The organism is Herbihabitans rhizosphaerae (assembly GCF_004216555.1).
Classification (GTDB): domain Bacteria; phylum Actinomycetota; class Actinomycetes; order Mycobacteriales; family Pseudonocardiaceae; genus Herbihabitans; species Herbihabitans rhizosphaerae.
Genome location: NZ_SGWQ01000019.1, coordinates 25776 through 50295 on the forward strand (window position 1 = coordinate 25776; position 24520 = coordinate 50295).

The 24520-nt window shown below is 69.9% G+C and carries 30 protein-coding genes; 20 read left to right on the forward strand and 10 right to left on the reverse strand.

Annotated elements, in window-relative coordinates; translation table 11 throughout:
- Positions 1 to 154 precede the first annotated feature (154 nt).
- The 4 genes from EV193_RS32230 to EV193_RS32245 are packed head-to-tail and all read left to right on the forward strand — an operon-like array spanning position 155 to position 3465.
- Positions 155 to 1258 (forward strand): PhoH family protein, encoded by a 1104-nt coding sequence (locus EV193_RS32230; protein ID WP_130348757.1) that lies wholly within the window; start codon positions 155 to 157, stop codon positions 1256 to 1258.
- 3 nt (positions 1259 to 1261) lie between these two features.
- Positions 1262 to 1810 (forward strand): rRNA maturation RNase YbeY, encoded by a 549-nt coding sequence (ybeY, locus tag EV193_RS32235; RefSeq protein ID WP_130348758.1) that lies wholly within the window; start codon positions 1262 to 1264, stop codon positions 1808 to 1810.
- A gap of 10 nt (positions 1811 to 1820) precedes the next feature.
- Positions 1821 to 3143, forward strand: a complete 1323-nt coding sequence (locus tag EV193_RS32240; protein ID WP_130348759.1) for a hemolysin family protein — start codon at positions 1821 to 1823, stop codon at positions 3141 to 3143.
- The gene (locus tag EV193_RS32245) at positions 3136 to 3465 is read left to right on the forward strand and encodes a cytidine deaminase (protein ID WP_130348760.1); all 330 of its coding nucleotides are present in this window, start codon (positions 3136 to 3138) and stop codon (positions 3463 to 3465) included. Before EV193_RS32240 ends, EV193_RS32245 begins: the two co-directional genes overlap by 8 nt.
- A 1-nt stretch (position 3466) precedes the next feature.
- Here EV193_RS32245 and EV193_RS32250 read toward each other — a convergent pair whose 3' ends face one another.
- Positions 3467 to 4129, reverse strand: coding sequence for a hypothetical protein (locus EV193_RS32250; RefSeq protein WP_130348761.1), 663 nt, complete (start codon positions 4127 to 4129; stop codon positions 3467 to 3469).
- Between the two features lie 265 nt (positions 4130 to 4394).
- Here EV193_RS32250 and EV193_RS32255 point away from each other — a divergent pair, with 265 nt between their 5' ends.
- Together EV193_RS32255 and era are read left to right on the forward strand one after the other, a co-directional pair.
- Positions 4395 to 5615: an HNH endonuclease signature motif containing protein gene (locus tag EV193_RS32255; protein ID WP_130348762.1), complete on the forward strand. Its 1221-nt coding sequence runs from the start codon at positions 4395 to 4397 to the stop codon at positions 5613 to 5615.
- Between the two features lie 35 nt (positions 5616 to 5650).
- Positions 5651 to 6556, forward strand: coding sequence for a GTPase Era (era, locus tag EV193_RS32260; protein ID WP_130348763.1), 906 nt, complete (start codon positions 5651 to 5653; stop codon positions 6554 to 6556).
- On the opposite strand, the gene EV193_RS32265 is transcribed toward era, so the two are convergent.
- Positions 6553 to 7140: a TetR/AcrR family transcriptional regulator gene (locus EV193_RS32265; RefSeq protein WP_130348764.1), complete on the reverse strand. Its 588-nt coding sequence runs from the start codon at positions 7138 to 7140 to the stop codon at positions 6553 to 6555. The two genes, era and EV193_RS32265, sit on opposite strands and share 4 nt — an antisense overlap.
- A 65-nt stretch (positions 7141 to 7205) precedes the next feature.
- Between EV193_RS32265 and EV193_RS32270 the strand changes: the two genes are divergently transcribed.
- Positions 7206 to 7751 carry a GNAT family N-acetyltransferase gene (locus EV193_RS32270; RefSeq protein ID WP_130348765.1) on the forward strand — a complete coding sequence of 182 codons (546 nt, stop codon included), beginning with the start codon at positions 7206 to 7208 and terminating at the stop codon, positions 7749 to 7751.
- Here the strand turns inward: EV193_RS32270 and EV193_RS32275 are convergent.
- Positions 7740 to 8432 carry a hypothetical protein gene (locus EV193_RS32275; protein ID WP_130348766.1) on the reverse strand — a complete coding sequence of 231 codons (693 nt, stop codon included), beginning with the start codon at positions 8430 to 8432 and terminating at the stop codon, positions 7740 to 7742. The two genes, EV193_RS32270 and EV193_RS32275, sit on opposite strands and share 12 nt — an antisense overlap.
- A gap of 65 nt (positions 8433 to 8497) precedes the next feature.
- Here EV193_RS32275 and recO point away from each other — a divergent pair, with 65 nt between their 5' ends.
- The 5 genes from recO (at position 8498) to EV193_RS32300 (ending at position 12551) form a co-directional block, all read left to right on the forward strand.
- The gene (gene recO / locus EV193_RS32280) at positions 8498 to 9253 is read left to right on the forward strand and encodes a DNA repair protein RecO (RefSeq protein WP_130348767.1); all 756 of its coding nucleotides are present in this window, start codon (positions 8498 to 8500) and stop codon (positions 9251 to 9253) included.
- A gap of 209 nt (positions 9254 to 9462) precedes the next feature.
- Entirely contained in the window at positions 9463 to 10284 is an 822-nt protein-coding gene (locus EV193_RS32285) for an isoprenyl transferase (protein WP_130348768.1), read from the forward strand.
- Positions 10281 to 10700, forward strand: a complete 420-nt coding sequence (locus EV193_RS32290) for a YbjN domain-containing protein (protein WP_130348769.1) — start codon at positions 10281 to 10283, stop codon at positions 10698 to 10700. The genes EV193_RS32285 and EV193_RS32290 overlap by 4 nt, the downstream gene beginning before the upstream one ends.
- A gap of 28 nt (positions 10701 to 10728) precedes the next feature.
- Positions 10729 to 11769 carry a permease gene (locus tag EV193_RS32295; protein ID WP_130348770.1) on the forward strand — a complete coding sequence of 347 codons (1041 nt, stop codon included), beginning with the start codon at positions 10729 to 10731 and terminating at the stop codon, positions 11767 to 11769.
- Positions 11766 to 12551, forward strand: coding sequence for a TIGR03943 family putative permease subunit (locus tag EV193_RS32300; protein ID WP_130348771.1), 786 nt, complete (start codon positions 11766 to 11768; stop codon positions 12549 to 12551). Before EV193_RS32295 ends, EV193_RS32300 begins: the two co-directional genes overlap by 4 nt.
- A gap of 12 nt (positions 12552 to 12563) precedes the next feature.
- Here EV193_RS32300 and EV193_RS32305 read toward each other — a convergent pair whose 3' ends face one another.
- The 4 genes from EV193_RS32305 to EV193_RS32320 all read right to left on the reverse strand — a co-directional run bounded on the left by EV193_RS32305 (position 12564) and on the right by EV193_RS32320 (position 14521).
- Positions 12564 to 13244, reverse strand: a complete 681-nt coding sequence (locus EV193_RS32305) for an O-methyltransferase (protein ID WP_130348772.1) — start codon at positions 13242 to 13244, stop codon at positions 12564 to 12566.
- Between the two features lie 63 nt (positions 13245 to 13307).
- Complete coding sequence (locus EV193_RS32310; protein ID WP_242613829.1) at positions 13308 to 13733, reverse strand: Fur family transcriptional regulator; 426 nt, start codon at positions 13731 to 13733, stop codon at positions 13308 to 13310.
- Positions 13730 to 14122: an ArsR/SmtB family transcription factor gene (locus EV193_RS32315; protein WP_130348773.1), complete on the reverse strand. Its 393-nt coding sequence runs from the start codon at positions 14120 to 14122 to the stop codon at positions 13730 to 13732. The genes EV193_RS32310 and EV193_RS32315 overlap by 4 nt, the downstream gene beginning before the upstream one ends.
- 96 nt (positions 14123 to 14218) lie before the next feature.
- A complete protein-coding gene (locus EV193_RS32320; protein WP_130348774.1) occupies positions 14219 to 14521 on the reverse strand; it encodes a DUF6703 family protein in 303 nt (100 codons plus the stop codon).
- Positions 14522 to 14593: 72 nt separating this feature from the next.
- On the opposite strand from EV193_RS32320, the gene EV193_RS32325 reads away from it, so the two are divergent.
- Positions 14594 to 14986 carry an antibiotic biosynthesis monooxygenase family protein gene (locus EV193_RS32325; RefSeq protein WP_130348775.1) on the forward strand — a complete coding sequence of 131 codons (393 nt, stop codon included), beginning with the start codon at positions 14594 to 14596 and terminating at the stop codon, positions 14984 to 14986.
- 113 nt (positions 14987 to 15099) lie between these two features.
- Entirely contained in the window at positions 15100 to 15792 is a 693-nt protein-coding gene (locus tag EV193_RS32330; protein WP_130348776.1) for a class F sortase, read from the forward strand.
- A gap of 14 nt (positions 15793 to 15806) precedes the next feature.
- On the opposite strand, the gene EV193_RS32335 is transcribed toward EV193_RS32330, so the two are convergent.
- Complete coding sequence (locus EV193_RS32335) at positions 15807 to 16316, reverse strand: hypothetical protein (RefSeq protein ID WP_130348777.1); 510 nt, start codon at positions 16314 to 16316, stop codon at positions 15807 to 15809.
- A gap of 26 nt (positions 16317 to 16342) precedes the next feature.
- Positions 16343 to 17296, reverse strand: a complete 954-nt coding sequence (locus EV193_RS32340) for a hypothetical protein (RefSeq protein WP_130348778.1) — start codon at positions 17294 to 17296, stop codon at positions 16343 to 16345.
- A gap of 210 nt (positions 17297 to 17506) precedes the next feature.
- On the opposite strand from EV193_RS32340, the gene EV193_RS32345 reads away from it, so the two are divergent.
- From EV193_RS32345 to EV193_RS32370, 6 genes are all read left to right on the forward strand, one after another.
- Positions 17507 to 18094 carry a YdcF family protein gene (locus EV193_RS32345; RefSeq protein ID WP_130348812.1) on the forward strand — a complete coding sequence of 196 codons (588 nt, stop codon included), beginning with the start codon at positions 17507 to 17509 and terminating at the stop codon, positions 18092 to 18094.
- Positions 18095 to 18151: 57 nt separating this feature from the next.
- Positions 18152 to 19447 carry a deoxyguanosinetriphosphate triphosphohydrolase gene (locus tag EV193_RS32350; RefSeq protein ID WP_130348779.1) on the forward strand — a complete coding sequence of 432 codons (1296 nt, stop codon included), beginning with the start codon at positions 18152 to 18154 and terminating at the stop codon, positions 19445 to 19447.
- A gap of 85 nt (positions 19448 to 19532) precedes the next feature.
- Positions 19533 to 20582, forward strand: a complete 1050-nt coding sequence (locus tag EV193_RS32355; protein WP_130348813.1) for a serpin family protein — start codon at positions 19533 to 19535, stop codon at positions 20580 to 20582.
- Positions 20583 to 20675: 93 nt separating this feature from the next.
- Entirely contained in the window at positions 20676 to 21932 is a 1257-nt protein-coding gene (locus tag EV193_RS32360; RefSeq protein WP_130348780.1) for a hypothetical protein, read from the forward strand.
- Between the two features lie 90 nt (positions 21933 to 22022).
- Positions 22023 to 22601 (forward strand): carboxymuconolactone decarboxylase family protein, encoded by a 579-nt coding sequence (locus EV193_RS32365; protein ID WP_130348781.1) that lies wholly within the window; start codon positions 22023 to 22025, stop codon positions 22599 to 22601.
- 51 nt (positions 22602 to 22652) lie between these two features.
- The gene (locus EV193_RS32370) at positions 22653 to 23555 is read left to right on the forward strand and encodes a hypothetical protein (protein WP_130348782.1); all 903 of its coding nucleotides are present in this window, start codon (positions 22653 to 22655) and stop codon (positions 23553 to 23555) included.
- A gap of 6 nt (positions 23556 to 23561) precedes the next feature.
- Here the strand turns inward: EV193_RS32370 and EV193_RS32375 are convergent, their stop codons facing one another.
- Positions 23562 to 24491 (reverse strand): sigma-70 family RNA polymerase sigma factor, encoded by a 930-nt coding sequence (locus EV193_RS32375; RefSeq protein WP_130348783.1) that lies wholly within the window; start codon positions 24489 to 24491, stop codon positions 23562 to 23564.
- Positions 24492 to 24520 lie beyond the last annotated feature (29 nt).

Sequence of the window (24520 nt, forward strand, 5' to 3'; positions counted from 1 at the left end):
GCGCTCCAGAGGCGCGTACTTTAGCGGGCTAAAGTCCCCAGGCCCGCATTGTCGTCGGCTGTCAGGTGGTCGATTTGTCGGTGCGCGCTGTCGGGCGGGACGGCTAGCATGGGGTGGACCGAACGGACGAAGCAGGAAGCAGGCACGCAGGCAATTGGCGGGTAACGCACAGGGTGGGGCCGCCCAGCAGGCCAGCACGTCTTCGTCCGTGTCTTCCGCAGCGGCCGCCGAACCGGCCCAGTCGCGGTTCGCCGTGCCTGACGCGGCCGTGCTCGTACTGCTCGGTTCCACAGACGAGAATCTCCGGGCGGCCGAAGAGCTGCTCGACGCCGACGTGCACGTACGTGGCAACGAGGTGACACTGTCCGGCGCGCCCAGCGACGTGGCGTTCGCCGAGCGGGTGTTCGCCGAGCTGGTGACGCTCGCCGGGCGCGGCCAGCAGATCGGGCCGGACACGGTGAAGCGCACGGTGGCGATGCTGTCCGCGGGTGCCGCCGAGTCGCCGGCCGAGGTGCTCAGCCTGGACATCCTGTCCCGCCGCGGCCGCACGATCCGCCCGAAGACGCTCAACCAGAAGCACTACGTCGACGCGATCGACGAGCACACGCTGGTGTTCGGCATCGGCCCTGCGGGTACCGGCAAGACCTACCTCGCGATGGCCAAGGCCGTGCAGGCGCTGCAGGCCAAGCAGGTCACCCGGATCATCCTGACCCGGCCGGCCGTCGAGGCGGGGGAGCGGCTCGGCTTCCTGCCCGGCACGCTCTACGAGAAGATCGACCCGTACCTGCGGCCGCTCTACGACGCGCTGCACGACATGGTCGACCCCGACTCGATCCCGCGCCTGATGCAGGCCGGCACGATCGAAGTGGCGCCGCTGGCGTACATGCGCGGCCGCACGTTGAACGACGCGTTCATCATCCTGGACGAGGCGCAGAACACCACGCCCGAGCAGATGAAGATGTTCCTCACCCGATTGGGCTTCGGCTCCAAGATCGTGGTGACCGGTGACATCACGCAGATCGACCTGCCCGGCGGGCAGGGCAGCGGCCTGCGCGTGGTGCGCGACATCCTGCACGGCGTGGACGACGTGCACTTCTCCACGCTGACCAGTAGCGACGTGGTGCGGCACCGGCTCGTCGGGAACATCGTGGACGCCTACGACCGGTGGCAGTCCACTCAGGACGCGATGCACGACGCGGGCGCCGACTCCCACGGGCACTCCGGGCCACGCGTGGGGCACCACCGCCGGGGACGGTGATCGGTGAGCATCGAGATCGCCAACGAGTCGGGCGTGGCGGTTGACGAGGCGTCCATCGTGGACGTCGCGGCGTTCGCACTGCGGAAGATGGGCGTGAGCCCGCTGGCCGAGCTGTCCGTGCGGCTTGTCGAGCTGGACGTGATGGCCGACCTGCACGAACGCTGGATGGATCTGCCCGGTCCCACCGACGTGATGGCCTTCCCCATGGACGAGCTGGACTCCGGCCGTCCGGACTCCACCGACCCGGGGCCGGCGCTGCTCGGCGACATCGTGCTCTGCCCGGTGTTCGCCAAGGACCAGGCGCGCAAGGCCGGCCACAGTCTGCTGTCGGAGCTGCACCTGCTCACCGTGCACGGCACGCTGCACCTGCTCGGCTACGACCACGCCGAGCCGGCCGAGGAGCGCGAGATGTTCACGCTGCAGGGGCGAATTCTCGAGCAGTTCGCCGCCGCGAAGATCGAGGCGCGCCGCAAGGCCGCACAGCGCAGCGCCGACGACGAGGTGCTCGGCGCGGTCGGGCTCACCGAGCCGGCCAAGACCGACGAGGGCTGAGCGAGGTCCGGTGACGACGAACTCCGTCACGCTGTTGGTATTCGCAATCCTGCTGGTGCTCGCGGCGGGCGTGTTCGCCGGTGCGGACGCCGCGCTGTCGGCCGTGTCCCGCGCCCGCGTGGACAGTCTTGTCCGAAGTGGACGGACGGGTGCGAAGCAGCTCGCCGCGGTGGTGGCCGAGCGGCCGAGGCACATCAACCTGTTGCTGCTGCTGCGACTCGGCTGCGAACTGGCCGCCACGGTGCTGGTCACCGTGGTGTGCCTGCGCTGGATCACCCCCGGCTGGCTGGCCGTGCTCACCGCCGCGCTCGGCATGCTCGTCGCGTCCTATGTACTCGTCGGTGTCGGGCCGAGAACCCTTGGGCGACAACATGCCTACGGCGTCGGGGTGGTGGTCGCCGGCCCGGTGCGCGCGCTCGGTCTGGTGCTCGGGCCGCTGTCCCGGCTGCTGATCCTCATCGGTAACGCGATCACGCCGGGCAAGGGATTCCGCGAGGGCCCGTTCTCCTCCGAGGTGGAGCTGCGCGAGCTGGTGGACATGGCGCAGGAGCGTGGCGTTGTGGACGCCGGCGAGCGCGAGATGATCCACTCGGTGTTCGAGCTGCGCGGCACGATCGCGCGCGAGGTGATGGTGCCGCGCACCGAGATCGTGTGGATCGAGCACACCAAGTCCGCGCGCCAGGCGCTCGCGTTGTCGTTGCGTAGCGGGTACACCCGGCTGCCGGTGATCGGCGAGAGCGTCGACGACATCGTCGGCGTGGTGAACCTCAAGGATCTCGCCCGTGCCGCGCTGGACGTCGGGGCCGACGAGCAGCCGGACAAGTGGCCGGGCGTCGCCGACCTGATGCGGCCGGCGAACTTCCTGCCGGACACCAAGCGGCTGGACGATCTGCTGCGCGAGATGCAGGTGTCGCGCAACCACATGGCGATCGCGGTGGACGAGTACGGCGGCACGGCCGGGCTGCTCACGATCGAGGACATCCTGGAGGAGATCGTCGGCGAGATCACCGACGAGTCCGACACCGACGACCGCCCGCCGGTGGAGCACCTGGAGGACGGGATCGTGCGGGTCAGCTCGCGGCTGCCGGTCGAGGATCTTGGCGAGCTGTTCGACGTGGAGCTGGACGACAACGACGTGGAGACGGTCGGCGGGCTGCTCGCCCAACGGCTGGGACGGGTGCCGCTGCCGGGCGCGGAGGCGGAGATCAACGGGCTACGGTTGCGGGCTGAGGGCGGTAAGGACAACCGGGGACGCGTGCGGATCACCGCGGTCGTGGTGCGGCGAACCAATGGTGCGCCCCGGGAGACGGAGAGGAGCACCGACGGTGGCTGACCTGGACCCGGAGGACGCCAAGATCATCACCTTGGCCCGGTCGACGCGGGCGCGCACTGGGGCGGCGGAGGGGGCGGCGGTGCGGGACACCGACGGGCGCACGTACACGGCGGGCACGGTCGCGCTGTCCTCGTTGAAGCTCACCGCGTTGCAGGCCGCCGTCGCTGCTGCTGTTTCCAGTGGGGCGCAAGGGATCGAGGCGGCCGCGGTGGTGTCATCGTCCACTGTGGACGCTGACTCGCTGGCCGCTGTGCGGGAGCTGGCGTCGTCCGCGCCGGTGTTCGTTGCCGACGCTTCGGGCGAGGTTCGGGACACCCTGTAGCTCAGGGCTTCGGGAAGAGTGTGGCCATTTCGGCGAGCGCTTCGAGCAGTTCCTCGTCGGGTGATCCGGTGACCGTTGCCGCTTCGGCGATCGTGACGCGGGTGCGGGTCGAGTCGTAGTCGGCGCCGTCGAACTTGGCGTGGGGGGCGCCGAGCAGGGCGGCGGTCTTCGGGAGGATGTTGCCGGTGCCGTCCTTGTCGATCAGGTCCTGCAGCTTGCGGGCATCGCGGGAGGTGTTCATCTCGACCCAGGCGACGGCGACCACGATGGTGTCGCCGCCGTCTTGGAGCGTGACGATGAAACGGTCGAGTGACTTGCAGCGGTTGCGCAGGAAGAATTCGCGCACTTCGTCGTAGGAGACGGCGGCGCACAGCAGATGGTTCTCTGTTCGATCTTGGAGCTTCTTGAGGCCGCTGCGGCGCCACGTGTCGTCGCGGTCGCCTTTGCGTGCTGAGCTTTTGCCCTTGTCGGTGCGGGCTTTCGCCTTCGCTGTCCTCGCGCGAGCGGCGTTCTGCGCGAGCGGCGATCCGGCCGAGGCAGCGCCACTGCTGACTGCGGCGCCGCCTCCGCTCGCCAGCACGGTGCCGCTCAGCGCCACCCCGGCGACTGCTCCGGCTCCCCACTTCTTCGCGAATCGACCTTGACTGTCACGCGGTTGCCCCATGATCGCTCTCCCCAGTGCGTGAATTCTCGATCATCGCGTTGGGGGAGGCACGGCGCATCGGCCGATCTGGTGGTGTGGTTGCTCCGTTCGAGGGGTAATCGGCGTTCTCAGGTGCACTTTCTGTCGTTTGGCTGCCGCGCCGGTCGCCCTTTTGTGGTTTGGACATCGTGGGGGTGGCAAGGCGACCGGCTTGCCACCGGAATGGAGGACGCCATTTTCGTGGATTAGCCGGTAGAATTGTGGTGTGTTGGTAATAGGTTCGGAGATGTCTTGGGACGCGGTTTTGGAGGCCGCGCCTCGGGAGTTTGGGGCGCCTGATTTTGATTGGGCGGATGGACCGTTTCGTGCCGATGAGGCCAGTGTTTTGGCGGAGCTGGAAATAGTTCAGAAGGGTAAGGCTGCGTTGCAGGCGCGGGAGGTTCATCTGCTGGCGCAGTACAGTCAGATGCGGGCCGCGCGGGGTGTGTCGAAATACGTGTCCGAAGAGGTCGGGGAGCATCTGGATTGGTCGCCTGGGCACGCCGCACGCCAGCTGTCGGTCTCCGAAGGTTTGGTGACGCGGCAGCCGCAGACGTTGGCCGCGTTGGAGCGTGGTGAGGTGGATTGGGCGAAGGCTCGCGCGATGTATGAGGTCTGCCGTCCGCTCACCGTGGAGCACGCTCAGGAGGTGGAGGCCGGTGTGCTGGCTGATGTGCCGCGCTTCTACAAGAGCTTGCGGGACAAGGCGAACCGGTGGGTGAAGAAGGTTGACCCGGATGGTGCGGAGCAGCGTCGGTTGGCGCGGCGCAAGGATCGGTGTGTCACCTTCACTCGGGAAGACGACGGCGAGGCCTTCCTCGGCATTCGGGGACCGGTGGAGCAGTTGTATCCCGCGTATGTGCGGATCGATCAGCACGCCCGCCGGTTGAAGCAGCAAGGTGACACCCGCAGCCTGGATCAGTTGCGGTTCGATGTGGCGATGGATTTCCTGTGTGGCGAGAACAGTTCGCATATCAAGACGATTGTGTGGGTGACGGTTCCGCACACGACGCTGTTGGGTGTGGACGACAAGCCTGGTGAGCTGGTTGGGGTGGATTCGCTACCTGCGCAGGTGGTGCGGGAGTTGGCGGCCGATCCGAAATCGACTTGGCGGCGAATTCTCTATGATCCGGCGAGCGGGATGATCACCGATGTGGGGCGGAAACGGTATCCGCCGGCGGCGATGAGCGAGAACGTTCGACTGCGACATCCACGATGCACCCATCCCGGATGCAACCGGCCCTCGACCCGCTGCCAGATTGACCATACGATCCGGCACGCCGATTACGGGCACACCTGCCTGTGCAACCTCAACCCACGTTGCGAGCGGCACAACCTGTGCAAGGAACAGCCCGGCTGGCACGTCGAACAGCCGGAGCCGGACGTGGTGATCACTCGCAGCCCGTTGGGCCGCGAAGTCACCGTGCGGGCCGAACCCATCGCCGACCCGGACCCACCGCCCTACTGAGGGCGCACAACATGTCCATAAGCGACAATGAGTCGATGATCAGTCCTGAGGGCCACCGTTCCGGGTTCGCGTGTTTCGTCGGCCGCCCCAACGCCGGCAAGTCGACGCTGACCAACGCGCTGGTCGGCAGCAAGGTCGCCATCACCTCGGACAAGCCGCAGACCACGCGGCACGCGATCCGCGGCATCGTGCACCGCGACGACGCCCAACTGGTGATCGTGGACACCCCCGGCCTGCACCGGCCGCGCACCCTGCTCGGGCAGCGGCTCAACGACGTCGTGCGCGAGACCTGGGCCGAGGTGGACGTGATCGGCCTGTGCGTGCCGGCCAACGAGAAGGTCGGCCCCGGCGACAAGTTCATCGCCAACGAGCTGTCCAAGGTCGCCAAGCGCACCCCCGTGATCGGCGTGGTCACCAAGACCGACCTCGCCAAGCCGGAACAGGTCGCCGAGCAACTGGTGGCACTGCAGGACGTCATGGAATTCGCCGAGCTGGTGCCGGTGTCCGCGGTGGACGGGTTCCAGGTGAACACGCTGGCCGACCTGTTCGTTGCCCGCCTCCCGGAAGGCCCGCAGCTCTACCCGGGTGGCGAACTCACCGACGAGCCGGAGGCGACGCTGGTCGCCGAGCTGATCCGGGAGGCCGCGCTGGACGGTGTGCGCGACGAACTCCCGCACTCGATCGCGGTGGCCGTCGAGGAGATGGGGCCGCGCGAGGGGCGCGACGACCTCGTGGATATCTACGCGTTTCTCTATGTCGAACGGTCGTCGCAGAAGGGGATCGTGCTCGGGCACCACGGCGAACGCCTGAAGAAAGTGGGCGCCGAGGCACGCCGGCACATCGAGGCGCTGCTCGGCAGCAAGGTCTACCTCAACCTGCACATCAAGGTGGCCAAAGACTGGCAGCGCGATCCGAAACAGTTGCGCCGCTTGGGTTTCTAGCTCGCCAGGCCGGCGAGGAAGTTGTCCAGGAGGGTGACTTGGCGGGCTCGGGGGAGCTTGCGCGGGTCGAACAGCGCCTGCACCACCAGACCGTGGGCGAACGCGGCGGCGGTCACCACCAGATCGTCGGCGTCCACTGTGGACGGTAGTTGGCCGAGCCGCTGGGCGGCCACGACATGAGGCAGTAGGCGCTCGCGCCAGCGGCGGTAGCGCGCCTTTTGCACGGCGCCCCGCTCCGGGTCGGACAGCGCGCCGTCCCACGAGCTGACCCACACCCGGTTCATCGTGGCGGCGTCCTTGTCCAGCACCAGCACGTCGAGCAGTGCGGCCCGCAATGCTGGCAACCCGTCAGCCGGCGGGGTGCGGAGCTTCCGCGTGTCGGTGCGCTCCTCGGCGACGTCCAGCGCGTAGGCGATCAGCGCGCGCTTGTCGGCGAAGTAGTGGGTGAGCAGGCCCGTGGTCGCGCCCAACTCATCGGCCACCGCGCGCATGGTCAAGCCACCGAAGCCGTGCGCGGCCAGCACCCGCCAGACCGCCTCGGACACCTCGCGGCGGCGTGCGTCGTGATCTCCTCGTGCCGGCACGTGTGCTCCTCTCTCGTTGACGGGTATGGTACGTACCAAACGTTTGTTATGCACTGGGAGGTGCGATGCTGACCTGGGAGCTCGTCGACGGCGTCGAGCTGCGGCCGCTGGAACCGTGGCAGGACGAGGCGTTCGCCGCGCACGTGGCCGCCGAGCGCGCACACCTGTCACCCTGGCTGCCGTGGGCGACCACGATCGTGGACGCGCCGACCGCGCGCGAGCTGCTGGCGACCTACGCCGACCGGTCGGCGCGCGACGAGGGCCGGCTGTACGGCATCTGGCGCGGCGAGGCGATGGCCGGCGGCACGCTGTTCCGCGTCTGGGAGAAGCGGACCGGCGTGTGCGAGATCGGCGTCTGGCTAGCCGAATCCGAGCAGGGCAACGGGATCGTCACCCGAGCCGTGCGCCGCATGATCGACTACGCGCTGCGCGAACGCGGCATGCACCGCGTCGAATGGCGATGCTCGCCGGACAACGAGCGCAGCGCGGCGGTCGCCAAACGGCTCGGCTTCACCCTGGACGGCGTGCTGCGCGAGGTGTTCCCGGTCGGCGGGCGGCGGCAGGACGCCCAGGTCTGGTCGTTGCTCGCCCGCGAGTGGTCAGGCCGGTGAGCACGCCAGCAACTGATCGCCGCCCGGGATGTAGGTGGCCATGGTCTGGCGAACCTCGGTACTGATTCCCTTGTCCGCCAAGGCTTTCCGCACGTCGTCCAGCTTGGGGTACAGGGTGGAGACGCTGTCCACGAGCGGGTAGACGCGCACCTCGCCGTCGGTCACGCGCACCAGCTCGGTGATCCCGGCGATGTGGTCGTCCACATCGAGCAGGTGTGGATAGGTGAACAGCAGGTGGCTGGTCACCGCGAGCCGGAAGTGCTTGTCCGGAAAGGGAAGTCGCGGCAGCGCACCGGCGACGTAGTGCGCGGGATTCGCGGCGAGATCGGCGAGGAAGTAGTCGGCGGCGACCTCGAAGGTGCGCAGCAGCGCACCGGGCGAGCCGAGATAGTCCCAGTTCGTCGGGCCGTCCGGCTTGAGCCAGCCGGTCAGCGCGTCGTGGTCGGCGCGGATCCGCGCCGTGATCGCGCTGTGCGACTCGGCGTACAGCGGGTCGACGCTGACCACTTCGCCGCCCCTGGCCCGCACCTGGGCGCCGAACGGCGACGCGCCCGCCGCGCAGTCCAGGATCGGCCCGCCGGTGATCTCCTCATCGGTCAGTCCGAACATGTTGCGGTAGTCGGGCAGCGGGCGTGACGTCACGACGAGCCGTGGCACTGGCTTGCTGGAGCTGTCGGACACCGAGGTCCCCCTTCATAGCGGCGTTGCGCCGATCGGTTGTCACCCGGTGGTGCGAACATGGGCACATGAACCTGTACCGCGACACCGGGGTGGTGCTGCGCGTGCAGAAACTCGGCGAGGCCGACCGGATCATCACGCTGCTCACCCGCCGCACCGGCAAGGTGCGCGCCGTGGCCAGGGGCGTGCGGCGCACCAAGTCCCGGTTCGGCGCGAGGGTCGAGCCGTTCTGTCACGTCGATGTCCAGTTCTACACGGGGCGCACGCTGGACGTGATCACCCAGGTGGAGACGGTGGACGCGTTCTCAGCCGGCATCGTCGGCGACTACCAGCGGTACACCTCGGCGTGCGCGATCCTGGAGACGGCCGACCGGCTCGCCGGCGAGGAGAAGGAGCCCGTGCTGCGGCTGTACATGCTGGTCGCCGGCGCGCTGCGGGCACTGTCCGCGGGCGAGCGCGACCCGTCGCTGGTGCTGGACGCGTTCCTGCTGCGGGCCATGGCGTTCGCGGGCTGGGAACCCGCCGTCACCGAGTGTGCCCGCTGTGGTGTGCCGGGCCCGCACTCGTCGTTCAGCGTCGCCGGCGGGGGAGCGGTGTGCACCGGCTGCCGTCCGCCCGGGTCGGCCCGCCCGTCCGCGGAGACGTTCTCGCTGCTCGCCGCGCTCATGCACGGCGACTGGGAGTGCGCCGAGGCCAGCGGCTCGGTCGCCCGCCGTGACACCAGCGGGCTCGTCGCCGCGCACCTGCAGTGGCACCTGGAGCGGCAGCTGCGCACCCTGCCCCTGGTGGAACGGCGTGGGCGCGAGGAAACCGCCGCCACCTAGAGGTCACGCGAATTGGGCGAATGCCTGCTGCGCGGGGCAAGCAGCGGCGATCTACTGATCTTTGTCAGCGTCGTCGGCCATGCCAAGTACAACTGCCCGGTACGTGACATGGCCTCCTCCTTGCTCCGAGTGTTACCCCCGCGAGACTGACTCCCGCTCGCGACGGCAGCCCCAATCCGCGTAACCTCATAGCCACTACTGTGCGAGGCATGCTTCGTCGCCGTCGGCCCGTCGTGACAGGGCCGGTCCGCCCGCCTGATCCGCACCCGTCCGGTGCGCGTCCGCCCGAGATCCCGGCCGAGTTCGTGCCGCGCCACGTCGCGCTGGTGATGGACGGCAACGGACGCTGGGCCAACCAGCGCGGCCTGCCCAGGATCGAGGGGCACAAGCGCGGCGAGGCCGTGATGATCGACGTGGCCAGCGGCGCCGTGGAAATCGGCGTCAAATGGCTTTCGGTGTACGCGTTCTCCACCGAGAACTGGAAACGCAGCCCCGACGAGGTGCGCTTCCTGATGGGCTTCAACCGCGACGTGATCCGCCGGCAGGTCGACTACCTCGGCTCGATCGGCGTGCGGATCCGCTGGGCCGGCCGCACCCCGAGGCTCTGGCGCAGCGTGATCAACGAGCTGCGTGACGCCGAGGAGCGCACCAAGAACAACGACGTGCTGAACATGACCATGTGCGTCAACTACGGCGGGCGGGCCGAGATCGGCGACGCCGCGCGCGAGATCGCCCGGCTCGTCGCCGCCGGCAAGCTCAACCCCGACAAGGTGGACGAGCGCACGGTCGCCCGGCACATGTACCACCCGGAGATGCCGGACGTGGACATGTTCCTGCGGCCCTCCGGCGAGCAGCGCACGTCCAACTTCCTGCTGTGGCAGTCGGCGTACGCGGAAATGGTCTACCAGGACACGCTGTTCCCCGACTTCGACCGGCGCGACCTGTGGCGGGCGTGCGAGGCCTACGCCAGCCGCGACCGGCGGTTCGGTGCGGCGGTCGACGCGGCAACACCTTCGGAAGGACGTACATGACCGACGAGGCGAAGCGGACCGCCGACACGATGGCCGCCGCGCGCGAGGCACTCGAGGTGTTCCACGAGGTGCACGTCGACGACGACGGCGCGCTGACCTTCCGGCACGGCGAGGTGCCGTGCGCCGTGCAGGTCATGGAACTCTCCGAGGGGCTGACCGTGCTCAGCCTCACCTGCGTGGTGGCCTGGGACCTGCCCAACAGCGCCGACACAGCCGTCGCGGTGGCAGAACGCGCAGGTCAGGGCCTGTTCGGCACGCTCGGCGCGGTGCGCAACGACAAGGGCATGGACGTGACCCTGCGTTACGCCTTCCCGGCCGAGGGGCTCGGCTCGGCCGCGCTCGGCACCCTGCTGATGCTGGTCGTGTCCACCGCGTCGCAGGTGCGCGGAGAGCTACTTATGGCGGCAGACGCATGACTGCATGGACTGGCACAATCCCGATCTGATGACTTCAGTCGCCCAGAAGCCGCAGGCGCCCGATCAGCCGCCGCGGCGCGGTTTCCGGATCACCTCCCTCGAGGTGCTCTCCATACTGCTGATCGTCGCGCTGCTCGGCCGTGAATGGCTGGCATCGCTGATCGCGCCCGACTCTGGCCAGTTCTCGGCGACCGTGCGCACGGCGTCCACCGTGTTCGTCGCGGTGTGTGCGCAGGCGCTGCCGTTCCTGGTGCTCGGGGTGCTGATCAGCGCGTCCATCGCCGCCTTCGTGCCGGCCAGCGCGCTGCGTAAGGTGCTGCCCAAGCGGTCGGCGCTGGCCGTGCCGGTGGCCGGCGCGGCGGGTATCGCGCTGCCCGGCTGCGAGTGCGCCTCGGTGCCGGTGGCCCGCCGGCTGATGCAGCGTGGTGTCGCCCCCGCCGTGGCGCTGACGTTCCTGCTCGCCGCGCCCGCCGTGAACCCCGTGGTGATCGTGTCGACCGCGGTGGCGTTCCCCAACGACCCGGAGATGCCGCTGGCCCGGTTCCTCGGCTCGCTGCTCACCGCGGTGGGCATGGGCTGGCTGTGGGCGCGGTTCGGCAAGCTCGAGTGGATCGCCGAGCGGGCGCTCAAGCGGCTGCCGGAAAAGCAGGAGGGGCGCCGCTGGCTGGTGTTCGCCGACACCGCGCGCGGTGACCTGGTGGAGGCCGGCGGGTTCCTGGTGCTCGGCGCGCTGGTCGCGGCGGTGCTCAAGGTCGTGGTGCCGGCGAGCTGGATGAGCGCGCTCGGGTCCGACGTGGTGCTCGGCGTGATCGTGATGGCCGTACTCGCCGTGGTGCTCGCCCTGTGCAGCGAGGCGGACGCGTTCGTCGCGGCGGCGGCCTACTCGCTGCCGCTGCTGCCGAAGTTGGTGTTCCTGGTCGTCGGGCCCGCCGTGGACGTGAAGCTGGTGGCGATGCAGGCAGGCACGTTCGGGCGCTCGTTCGCGCTCCGGTTCGCGCCGCTGACGTTCGTGGTGGCCCTGCTCAGCGCGATCGGCGTCGGGCTCCTGGTGTTCGGAGGTGCCGGATGAGGCGTGAGACCGGGAACATCCTGCTGCTGCTCCTGGGCGGCGCGCTGCTGAAAATCTCGCTCGGCGGCAGCTACCTGAACTACGTGAAGCCGTCGCAGCAGCCGTTCCTGATCGCGGCCGGCTTCATCATGGTGGGGCTCGCCGTGGTGTCGATCGTGCGTGACCTGGTGGGCAGCGCGCGCCCGAAGCCCGAGGCGCGGGCCGTCCGGTTCGGCGCGGACGGTCAGGCTCTGCCGGCCGCCGACGACGCGCACGACCACGACGATCATGACGGCCACGAGGGCCACGACCACAAGACGCACACCACCTGGATGCTGCTGCTGCCCGTGCTCGCGGTGTTCCTGATCGCGCCGCCGGCACTGGGCGCCGACTCGGTGAACCGGGACGAAGGGCGGGCGGTGCGGCAGCCGGCCGGCCAGTTCGCGCCGCTGCCGGGCAACGAGGTGATCAGCATCAAGGTGAGCGACTTCGCCGCGCGCGGGGCCTGGGACACCACCGGCACGCTGGTCGGCAAGAAGGTCAAGATGATCGGGTTCGTGGCCAACCGGGACGGTGTCCCGTACCTGGCCAGGATGGTGATCGGCTGCTGTGCCGCGGACGCGTTCGCGGCCAAGGTCAAGCTCGAGGGCCAGGACCTGCAGGGCCTGCGCAACGACTCGTGGATCGAGGTCGTCGGTCAGCTCCGGCCGGGCACGGCCACCGAGCACAACGGGTACGTGTCAACGCTCGACGTCATCGAGGTGCGGCCCGCCACCGCACCCGGCGACCCGTACGAGTCCTGAGGCTCTGTTCCGTCAGTCGTTGACCATGGCAATCGTGAAGCCGTCGTAGCCCTTGCTGCCGACGGTCTGGATCGCGGTGGCGGTGACCTTCGGCTCCGCCTTGATCTCCTCGTGCAGGCGGCGCACGCCGAGCACGGCCGGGTCGTCGCTGTCCGGGTCGGCGACCGTGCCGTTGCGGACCACGTTGTCCACGATGATCACGCTGCCCGGCCGGGAAAGCTTCACCGCCCACCCGAAGTACTCGGGGATGTTGGCCTTGTCGGCGTCGATGAACGTGAGGTCGAACGGGCCGTGGCCCTCCGCGGCGAGTTGGGGCAGCGTGTCCAGCGCCGGGCCGACCCGCACCTCGGTCTTGTCCGCCAGGCCGGCGCGCTGGAGGTTCGCGGTGGCCACCTCGGCGTGCTTCGGGTCGTACTCCAGCGTGATCAGCTGGCCGTCGGCGGGCAGCGCGCGGCCGAGCCAGATCGTGCTGTAGCCGCCGAGCGTGCCGATCTCCAGGATGTTCGACGCACCGCGGATCAGCGCGATCAGGTTCAGCAGCTTGCCCTGGTTCGGCGCCACGTTGATGGCCGGCAGACCGGCCGCCTCGCTGGCCCGCAACGCCTCGTCGAGCGCGGCGTCCGCCGGCACGAGGGTATCGGTCAGGTACTGGTCAACGGTGTTCCACTGAACCCACTGCTCGTGCGACGTCACGATTCCCGTATCCCCTCACCGTCCGAATTGGACTGTCTGTTGTGGACTGTCAACTGTGGTTGATCAGGTCTTCTTCGCGCAGTCCGCGCAGGTTCCGAAGATCTCGACGGTGTGGCTCAACTGGGAGAATCCGTGCTCGACGGCCACCCGGTCAGCCCACCGCTCCACGGCAGGGCCCTCCACCTCGACGGTGTAGCCGCAGGACCGGCACACCAGGTGGTGGTGATGGTGACTGGAACACCGGCGGTAGATCGCCTCGCCGGAGTCGGTGCGCAGCACGTCGATCTCGCCGGCGTCGGCCAGCGACTGCAGCGTGCGGTAGACCGTGGTCAGGCCGATGCCCTCACCCCGGTTGCGCAGTTCCTCGTGCAACTCCTGCGCGGATCGGAAGTCCTCGACCTGCTCCAGCAGGTTCGCCACGGCGGCGCGCTGCTTGGTCGCGCGGATGCCGGGCACGCTCGGCGAGTTGGTGCGCTCGACTCGGGTCACCGGGATATGCCCTCCTCGACGTGGGTGACCGCGTCCACGACGATGTGCGACAGGTGTTCGTCGACCAGACGGTAGAGCACCTCGCGGCCGTGTCGTTCACCGTGCACAACGCCGGCGGCCTTGAGTACTCGCAGGTGCTGGCTGATCAGTGGCTGCGCGACACCGAGCGCCTCCACGAGTTCGTGGACGCACCGGTCGCCTTCCCGTAACTGGAGCACGATCGCGATCCGGACCGGTGCGGCGAGCGCCCGCAGCAGCTCTCCCGCCGCGGCCAGCGACTGTGCCGGAATCGCGACGACCGTCTGCTTCGTCGGACGCCCCGGCGTGTGCACGTGCTCGGCGTCCAGCCCCGCGGGTGGGACGGTAGCTTCCGAGCTCACGGGCGACATGGTCCTCTCCTGACGGCCGGCGGCCGCACCCGCCGGTATGTGCTGATGTTCAACATCCTAGGCGCGTTCGGTATTTCCCGGACGGATCGTCGCCTGTTACGACCGCGTCGCCACCACCACGGCGACCGCGATCAGTATCAACAGCACCAGGACCCGGCTTCCGCGCTGCGCCGGCGTCAGCGTCGACCAGGTGCCCGCGAGCAGGCCGGCCACACCAAGTGCCAGCACGCCGAGCAGCGCCGCGCCCACGACGCCGCCGACCAGAACGCCGGCCGCGAACAGCCCGATCACCACCACGAAGGCGGCGATCGGCGGCACCGAGGCGAGTGGGCCCTTGCCCGCGACCAGCGGTGCGCGCAGGGAATCACGCCGCACCCTGCGGGACGCTCTCTGGGACACCCGCGCCTCCTTCGCCGTCGCGCTCTGCGACTACCGTGCACCATCTTTCCATTCGCCACGAAGGAGGGCGTCGTGCTGGTCGTCTGCCGGTTCACCGTGCCGGAGTCCTCGGCGGCGGAGTTCACCGCGAGGGCGTCCCGCGCACTGGAGCTGCTGACCGCGGCGCGCGGTTGCGTGCGCGGTGTGCTGGGGCGGTCCACGGAGACGTCCGGGCGGCCGGGCCAGCGGTGGGTGCTCACCGTCGAGTTCGAGTCGGTGGCGGCCTACCGCAGGGCCATGTCGCCGTTCGAGGTGCGCGAGCATGTCATTCCGTTGCTCTCCGAAGCCGACACCACCGAGGAGTCGGGGTACGAGGTCGTGATCACCGCCGCCGGTGGCGTGGCGGCGTCGCGTACGAGCCTGGTCGCGGCCGACGCGGAGACGGTCCGGCCTGGTGAGGGAGCCGGCCCCAGCGCAGCCCGCTGAAGCTCTCCCACGACGGGCGATCATTGGCCGCACCAACATGCCGGTGACAGCCCGCGATTGTGTAGCGTGCCCTTCGCGCTCAGTGTTCGTCATGATGCGAGGAAGGCACCCACATGGGGGACTACCCGTCCTACGATTCCGGCCCCGCCTACCCCGAGGAGCAGCGGGGCAACGGGTCGAACCGCCGGTGGCTGCTGGCCCTGGTCGGCATCGTCCTCGTGATCGGTCTGGTCGTTGGTGGGGCGTTCGCGCTCGGCGGCGGGGACGACCCCCAGCCGGCCGCGGACACCGGGCCGCAGACCTCCACGACGCAGGAGACGACGCAGAGCGAGGCGCCTCCGCCGCCTCCGCCGGGCCAGCCACCGGGCACGATCCGGCTGCCCGAGGGCGGCACCGCCAAGTTGGTGCGCCGCGAGCTCACCTCCGACGGCACCCTGCCCATCCCGGACGGGTTGGACGAGGCGACCTGGTGGGGTGCCGGACTGGGCGCGCCCAAGGGTGCGTCGCTGCTGTCCGGGCATGTCAACTGGAAGGGCAAGAAGGGCCCGTTCGACGAGCTGTGGCGGCAAAAGGTCGGCCAGCGCGTCGAGGTCGTGGACGCCAAGGGCGCCAAGTGGGTCTACAAGGTCTCCGAGATCGTCACGGTGGACAAGCACGAGCTGCCCGCCAAGGCCGAGAAGCTCTTCGGCCAGAACGGTCCGCACCGGCTGGTCCTGGTGACCTGCGGCGGCGAGTACGTCGGCGGCACCGACGGCTACAAGGACAACCGCATCATCGTCGCCGAGCTGATTTCCCGGCCGGTCTGACGCGCCCGTGATGATCACTGTCCCTCCTCCCGGTGACCGGACGGGCAGGGTTGCTCGAGGACCTGCTTGGCGGCGTCGATGACGCGTCGGCGGTAGGTGTCTCGAGGCACGCCCCAGTCCTCGCGCCAGTCGTCCAGTTCGCTGACCAACGCGACGAGCGGTCGCAGCGCGTCCGGGCCGTCGAGCCGGTCGAAGCCCTCGCACCAGACGAGCCGGCCACCCACCTCGGGTGCCACGTGGCCGTCGATGATGAGCTGGCACCACCAGCGGATGAGTTCCCAGCGCGCCGCGGTCGGGTCGGCGGGCAACGTGGACGCGAGGTCGAGTTCCTCGAGGACGCGCGCGAACAGGTCGTGTGCTTGGGGTGCCTCACCGCGACCGAGCCCGGCCAATTCGATGGCCGCCAGGCTGACGATCCCGGCGCGCAGCGTGCCGCGTGCGGCCTGGATGAGCTGATCAGAGTCGATGCGGTCGCCCAGCCGTTCTTCGATCGCGGTCATGCGCAGCCGCTGGATGGGGTCCATGCCGGTCACGTTGTCACCAACTCTCCCTAGGCGGCGATCACTGGTGGCGTGGGGTTGCCGGCGGCGACGGTGTGCGCCGTTCGGAGTTCCTGGATCACGCTTGCTGATTCCTCTTTGAGGCGTCGGATCGTGCTGTGGACGACGATCAGGCCTTGTTGGCGGAGTTCGGCGACTCGGCGCACGGCGGCGGCCGCGTTGGCCGGCGTCGGGTGGAAGTCGAAGCCGTCCAGGTCCCAGACCACGCCGAGATCGGGCCACCAGGCGTCGACCGTGCCGAACTCGTGGCCGGACTCGACGCGCAGTGGCACCGACCATCGCGGGTGGGGCAGGCCGGCCCTGGTGAGCAGGCGGCGCGCCCAGCCCTCGGCCACCGAGGTGACCCGCTCCTCGAACTCGATCAACACCGAGCGAGGCAACGCGGTGCCGCGCCGGCTGCCGCGATCGAGTTCGCGGAGCAGCTCCGACGGGTTGACTCGACCGCGCCGGATCACCTCGCCGAGCAGGGCGCCCACCTCCTCCCGCGAGGTCAGCCTGCGCGCCGTGTCCAGCGCGGCCCTTGGCAGCGGGGCGACCGGGAAATCGTTGCGGGACAACGGTTCCGGCAGCTTGTGCGTCCGCTCGACGAGTATTTGCGCCTCGCCGCGCACCTGCCGGCGATGGGGTACCAGCAGGTGCACGAGGCTGTTGGTGCCGTGCGGCGTGCGCAGGTCGTACAGTTGCAGCGCGTCGGGCCCGGTGACGACGGCGTCCGGACCGGCGTAGCGCAGCGCCGCCTGAATCATCTGCGCGCGGGACGGCCGCGCGTCGTCGAGCAGGACCACGCCGGACAGCAGGCGCCGCCACGGCCCGCCGGGTTTCAGTCGGCTCAGTACGGCTCTGCTGGTGATACCCAGCTCCAACAGCTCGGACAGACGCGCCACCCGGTGCGGGAAGAGATCGGCGACGGCTTCGAGATCGAGGACTGCTCTGTTCTGTGTCATGCGACCAGCACAGCCGATGTCGACGCCCAGCGAAACCGGCCTTGATCAACTTGTGGATAACTCCGCCCTGTGGACAACTCTCTGGCGCGATCCGTCGCCCCGGCCTACCGTCGCCGGGGTGTCTGGGAAAATGCCGGGGTGACCCACTCCGCTCACGGTCGCGGCAGAAACCGGGGGAGGCTCCGGCTGGTGCGCCGGCTCCTCCTCGGCATGCTCATCGTGGGTGGCCTGGTGTTCGCCGGCACCGGCTTCCGGGTGTGGCAGGTGGCGCGGATCGACGACCGCTCGCACGCCGACGTGGTCATCGTGCTCGGCGCCGCGCAGTACCAGGGCCAGCCGTCGGCCGTGTTCGAAGCGCGCCTGCGCAAGGCGAAGCACCTCTACGACGCCGGGGTCGCCGAGCACGTGGTGACCACGGGCGGCCGGCAGGAGCGCGACCGGTACACCGAGGCCGAGGCCGGTTCCAAGTGGCTGCGCGCCAAGGGCGTGCCCTCCGACCGCACCGTGTCGGTCGGCGAGGGCAACGACACCCTCGGCAGCCTGCGTGCCGTCGCCGACGCGGTGAAGGCGCGCGGCTGGCGGACGGCCGTGCTGGTCAGCGACCCCTGGCACTCCCTGCGCGCCAGGACGATGGCCCGCGATGCCGGGCTCGACGCCTGGGTGTCGCCGACGCACAGCGGGCCCGTCGTCCAGACGCGCGAGCGGCAGTTCCGCTACATCTGGCGGGAGACCCAGGCGCTGCTGTACTACCGGCTGACCAAGGCCTCGGCCGATCAGCTCGGCGCCGACCTGGGCTGACGTCCACCCGCGACGGCGGCCGGGTCGCGCTCGGGCCGCGCCAGTAGCCTCGTGCCGGTGAACGGCGGATACACCGAGCACGACACGGCTCGCCGGTTTCCCGAGCCGCCGAAGGGTGGCGCGCTGCCCGGCTCGATGCTGTCGCGGCGCAGCCCGTTCGCGCGCGATCGCGCCAGGGTGTTGCACTCGGCGGCGCTGCGCAGGCTGGCCGGCAAGACGCAGGTGGTCGGGCCGGGTGAGGGTGCCGAGGTGACCGGCGCGCCCCGGACCCGGCTGACCCACTCGCTGGAGGTCGCGCAGATCGGGCGCGGGATCGCGGAGGACCTCGGCTGCGATCCCGACGTGGTGGACACCGCCGGCCTCGCGCACGACATCGGCCACCCGCCGTTCGGGCACAACGGTGAGCGCGCGCTGAACGAGGTGGCGCAGGCCTGCGGCGGGTTCGAGGGCAATGCGCAGACGCTGCGCATCCTGACCCGGCTCGAGCCGAAGGTGCTCGGTGAGGCGGGCGCCGAGCACGGCCTCAACCTCACCCGGGCGACGCTGGACGCCTCGACCAAGTACCCGTGGCCGCGGCGCGACGGCGAGGTCAAGTTCGGGGTCTACGACGACGACATCGAGGTGTTCGAGTGGATCAGGCAGGGCGCTGAGCCGAGGCGGCGGTGTGTCGAGGCGCAGATCATGGACTGGTCCGACGACGTCGCGTACTCGGTGCACGACGTGGAGGACGGCGTGCACTCCGGGCGGATCACGCTCGCCTCGCTCGCCGATCCGGTCGAGCGCGCGGCGGTCGCCGAGATCGCGGCCAAGCACTTCTCCGCCGCACCGGTGTCGGCGCTGGAGGGGGCGGCCGACGATCTGCTGCGGCTGCCCGTGGTCGCGGAGCTGGCCCGCAACGGGTACGACGCGTCGCTGCCGGCACAGGTGACACTGAAGCGCATGACCAGTGAGCTGGTCGGGCGGTTCGTGGCCGCCGCGGTCACCGCCACGCTGCACCGCTACCCGGACCGGCCGATCACCCGCTACTCGGCCGATCTGGTGCTGCCCGAGCGGGCCGCTGCCGAGGTGGCGCTGCTCAAGGCGATGGCGCTGCGGTACGTGATGAGCGACCCGGACCGGCTGGTGTTGCAGGCCGCACAACGGGAACTCCTCACCGCACTCGTGGCCAACCTGGCCGACGGCGCGCCGGACGCGCTGGAGCCGGCGTTCCGGCCGGGGTGGCTGGCCGCGGCTGACGACGCCGGGCGGCTTCGGGTCGTGGTGGACCAGGTCGCCTCGCTCACCGACGAGCAGGCGGTGGCGTGGTGCGACGCGCTGATCGAGCACGGAGAGCCGCCCGTTCGCCCACGGTGAAAGTGAGCAGGGTGCTCCCGGGCGGTGGCAGACTGGCCGTGTGGATACCGCTACCGACCGCAAGCACCTCGCGTACACGCTGGCCATGCACCGTGTCGTCGCGCCGAACGCGACCCGCAACGCGTGCTGGTCGCCGTTCTCCGTGGCGAGCGCACTCGGGTTACTCGCGCAGGGCGCCCGCGGGCTGACCCGCGACGAGCTGACCGAGCTGCTCGGCGAGCCGGGCGAGCTGCTGGGCAGAGCGGCGACGCTCAGCACGGCCGGCCACGGCCAGGACGAGCCGGTGATCGCGGTGTCCAACACGCTGTGGGCCGACTCCGCGATCGAGGTGGAACAGTCCTTTGTGGACGAACTGGCGAAGTGGTCCGGCGGCAGCGTGCGCAACGCGCCGTTCCGCGAGTCGCCAGGGCCGGCGCGGCAGACGATCAACGCCGACGTCGCGGAGACCACCCGCGGGCTGATTCCGGAGCTGCTGCCGGAGGGCTCGATCCACGCCGACACGGTGTCCGCCCTGGTGAACGCGCTGTACTTGAAGTGCGCCTGGCGGTACCGGTTCACCGAGCGAGAGACCTCGCCCGCGCCGTTCCACACGCCGTCCGGTGCGGTCGACGTGCCGACGATGCGGCTCACCGAACGCGTCGGGTACGCCGCCGTGGACGGCTGGCAGGTGGTGAGCCTGCCGGCCGTCGGGGGAGTGGACGCGCTGATTCTGTTGCCGGACAACGACTTGGCCGACGCGGAGTCCACTTTGGACGAAGACCGGCTGGGCACGCTGCTGGACGCGCCGGAGCTGACCAGGGTGCGCCTGGCGATGCCGAAGCTCGACGTGTCGATGGAGGCCGAGCTCAGTCCGGCGCTGCGCCGGCTCGGCGTGCGCTCGGTGTTCACCGACGAGGCCGACCTGTCCGGGATCAGCCCCAGCCGGCTCGCGGTGTCGGCTGTGCTGCACGAGTCCGTGCTCAAGGTCGACGAGCAGGGCTTCGAGGGCGCCGCCGCCACCGCGGTGATGATGCGGATGACCTCGGTCGAGATCGGCGAGCCGGTGCGGGTCGACGTGGACCGCCCGTTCCTGCTCGTGGTCCGGCACGCCGAGACGGGGGTGATCTACTTCGTGGCGCGGGTGACCGAGCCGTAAGAGCAGGCCCGGCAGGGTTGCTGCGTCCGGGCGTCGCGTGCGCGCCGGCGATCGTGCTAGTCATTGCTGGCGGGGTGACGAGAGGAGCCGGGCGTGCTCAGACGTGCTGTCGTGGTGGTGATGGTCGCGGTGGCGACCGTGCTCGGGTTGCTGGTCGTCCCGGCCGGGGCGACGCCACCGGACCGGCCGACCGGCCCGGTCGACCTGGTCGGGGAGCTCGGTGGCGTGCCGTACGAGATCCGGGTGCCGGCCAACTGGAACCGCACGCTGGTGATGTACGCGCACGGCTACGAGGACGCGGCCGATCATCCAGGTGAGCCGGGCCGGCGCCCGCCGAACTCGCACATCTCCGAGGCGCACGAGCAGGCGATGCTGAACGCCGGGTACGCGATCGCCGGCTCCGCCTACGCCTCGGCCGGCTGGGCGGTTCGCGACGGCATCCGTGACACCCGCGCGCTGGCCAAGCACTTCGGCAAGGTCGTCGGCAAGCCCAGGGTGACGTTGCTCGGCGGCTACTCGATGGGCTCGATCATCACGTTCGAGAGCATCGAGCGGTACGCCGAGACCTACGACGGCGCGATGCCGTCCTGCCCGGTCGGCGCCGGCAGCACGCGCACCTGGGACGGTGTCGCGGCGGTGGCGTCGGCCTACGCGGCGGTGTACGGATGGCCGGCGGCCTGGGGACGCCCCGGCGACGTGCGCGACGATCTCGACTTCGAGTCCGAGGTCGCGCCGATTCTCCAGGCCCAGCTCGCCGCGCCGGACGGGCGCGGCAAGTTCGAGTTCATGCGGCTCGCCGCCGGCGTGCCGACCGGACCCGAGTGGCCCCTGGGCATCTGGTCCTTCGCCACCGAGGGGCGCGCGGAGCTCGAACGCCGCGCCGGCGGTCCGATCACGCAGAACCTGGACCACACCTACCGACTGTCCACTTCGGACAGGCAGTACCTCGCCGGCCTCGGCGTCGGCGGTGACCAGGTCGACGGCTATCTGTCCACAATGGACAAGAAGCGGCTGGGCGCGCACCCGAAGGCGCGGCACTACCTGGAGCGCTACGCCGACTACAGCGGCCGGATCCGCAACCCCGTGCTGACCTTGCACACCACGGTCGACGCGCTGGTGCCGCAGGCGCACATCAGCGCCTACAACCAGACGGTGGCCGACGCCGGCCGCGAGCGCAACGCGGCCAACGCGTGGACCAGCGGCGTCGGGCACTGCCGGTTCACGCCGACGCAGGTGGTGACCGCGACCAAGGCGCTGGAGTCGTGGGTGCGCACCGGGCAGCGACCGGGCCGGCTTCCCGCCGAGCAGGGTTTCGTCGCCTACGACCCGCCACCCTGGCCCCAGCCCTGACCTGGGCTGTCACACCTTCGGAGGCTGTCCCGTCCAGGTCGTAGGAGGGCGCGCACGGAGCGCGCCCGGTGACGATCGGGAGGGCACGTCATGCCTCGGATCCCTGGTGTGGCAACGAAGAACGCGAGCGCACTGATTCGCGTCGGGTACCGGTTCGCGCGCCGGCGTTACGGCGCGGTGCCCGAGCCGTTCACCGTCGTGGCGCACCACCGCAAGCTGTTCATGGCCAGCGCCAAGCACGAGATGGCCGTGGAGAAGGCGTCGAAGGTGCTCCCGGCGAGCGTGCGCGAGCTGGCCGTGTACCGCGTGGCACAGCAGCTCGGCTGCTCGTGGTGCGTCGACTTCGGCACCATGCTGCAGAAGCACGACGGCCTGGACATCGACCGGCTCAAGAACATCGACGACTACCAGGACTCGCCGAGCTACACCGAGCAGGAGAAGCTCGCGATCTCCTACGCCGACGCGATGACCGCGAGCCCGGTGACCGTCACCGACGAACTGGTCAAGCGGTTGCGCGACGAGTTCGGCGACGACGGCGTGATCGAACTGAGCTACCAGATCGGCCTGGAGAATATGCGCGCCCGGCTCAACAGTGCACTGGACATCACCGACCAGGGCTTCACCTCGGGCGACGCCTGCCGGGTTCCGGTGCCATCCGACCCGAGGTAACGATCACCCGGTAACCTCCCCGCGACAACACTCGTCCCGGGGAGGGGACCGATGGGGTTTCGACGTACTGGGTGGATCATCGCGGCACTGATCACGGCGGGGGTCGTCGGCGCGACGGTGGCGTACGCCGCGCCAGGCCACGAATCGTCCACTGTGGACAGTCGTGCGGACGGTGAACTCCGCTACTTCGGGTACTTCGGCGCGCGGATGATGGCCGACACCGGCAACCACCTGCCGGAGGTGGCCGGCCGGTCGAACCTGAACCACGTCAACATCAGCGACTACGATCGGTACGCGCCCGAGGTGCTCGACGACTGCGCGCCCGCGTCCTGCGCGGTGTACACCGGCTTCGAGATGTTCGCCGAGTGCGACGGGGAGAACAGCCCGAACTGCCACCTGTACCCCGACTACCGCGAGCGCTGGCTGCGGCTGGCCGAGGCGGTGCGGCCCAAGCTGGACAAGGTGGCGGCGTTCTACCTGCTCGACGAGCCGTACCACCACGGAGCGAAGGTCGCCGACGTGGCCACCGCGGCGCGCACGATCAAGGAGACCTTCCCGGACGCGAAGGTGATGCTGGTCGAGGCCGGCTACAAGATCGCCTCGATCGAGGTGCCCGCCGAGGTCGACTGGATCGGCTTCGACGACTACTGCAAGTCGCCGGCCGAGGTCGAGTCGATCCTGGGCGCACTGGAGGAGCGCACCCGGCCCGAGCAGGGGCTGTTCCTGTTCCCGCAGGCGGCGCCGCTGCGCATGTGCGGCAGTCTGCCGGGACACACGACCGACACCGAGCTGGCCGCGCTGCAGCACGAGTACCACGCGATCGCCAAGCGGCACCCGAGGGTGATCGGCCTGATGACGTTCGGCTTCTGGGTCGAGGGCACCGCGCCGACCCAGTTGCCCGAGACGTTCGCCGCGCACCAGCGGATCGCCGGCGAGATCATCGGCGGCCGCTGAGCACCCTCAGGGCAGTTCGACGTGGGTGAGCTTGTCCGGGTTGACCACGTCGTACATGGAGACGATCTTGCCGTCGCGGACCGCGAAGGACGTGATCCGCGGCGACATCTCCCACTTGTGGCCGTCGGCGGGAACCTGCGGCATCGCCATGCCCAGATCGCCGTTGACCAGGACGAGCTGACCGGTGGTGATCGTCTCCGCGGTGTACTTTTCCATGAGGCCCATGAGGAATCGGGCGATCTTGTCCGCGCCGACCATGTGCCGCCGCGCGGTACGGGCCTTGCCGTCGCTGTCGCCGACCAGCACGGCGTCCGGGTGCAGCAGCTTGACCACCGAGGCGATGTCGCCGCTGGCGACCGCGGCCAGGAACCGCTCGATCAGCTCCCGCTGCTCCTGCAGCGGCGCGCGCGGCGGCGGGTCCGCGTCGGCCAGCGCCTTGCGTCCGCGTGACGCGTGCTGGCGGGCGGACGCGGTGGAGCAGCCGAGGGTCTCCGCGATCTCGCCGAACGGCACGGAGAACGCGTCGTGCAGCACGAACGCCACGCGCTGCTCGGGGGTGAGCTTGTCCAGCACCACCATCGCGGCCATCCGCACGCCGTCGGCGCGCACGACCGAATCCAGCGGATCGTCGCCCGGCGGTGGGCCGAACGGCGTGACCACGGGCTCCGGCAGCCACTCGCCGACGTAGGTCTCGCGCCGCACGGCCGCCGAGCGCAGCCGGTCCAGGCAGATCCGGCCGACGACGGTGGTCAGCCAGCCGCGGAGGTCGCGGATCTCCGCACGCCGATCGATGTCCAAAGTGGACAGTCGAAGCCAGGCCTCCTGGACCGCGTCCTCGGCGTCGGTGACCGCACCGGTCAGCCGGTAACCGACCGCCATCAGGTGCGCACGGTGGTCGGCGAACTCGTCGGCAAGAGCGTCCACACTGACGGTCATGGCTTCGAGTGTGCCCCACGCGTGTGCTG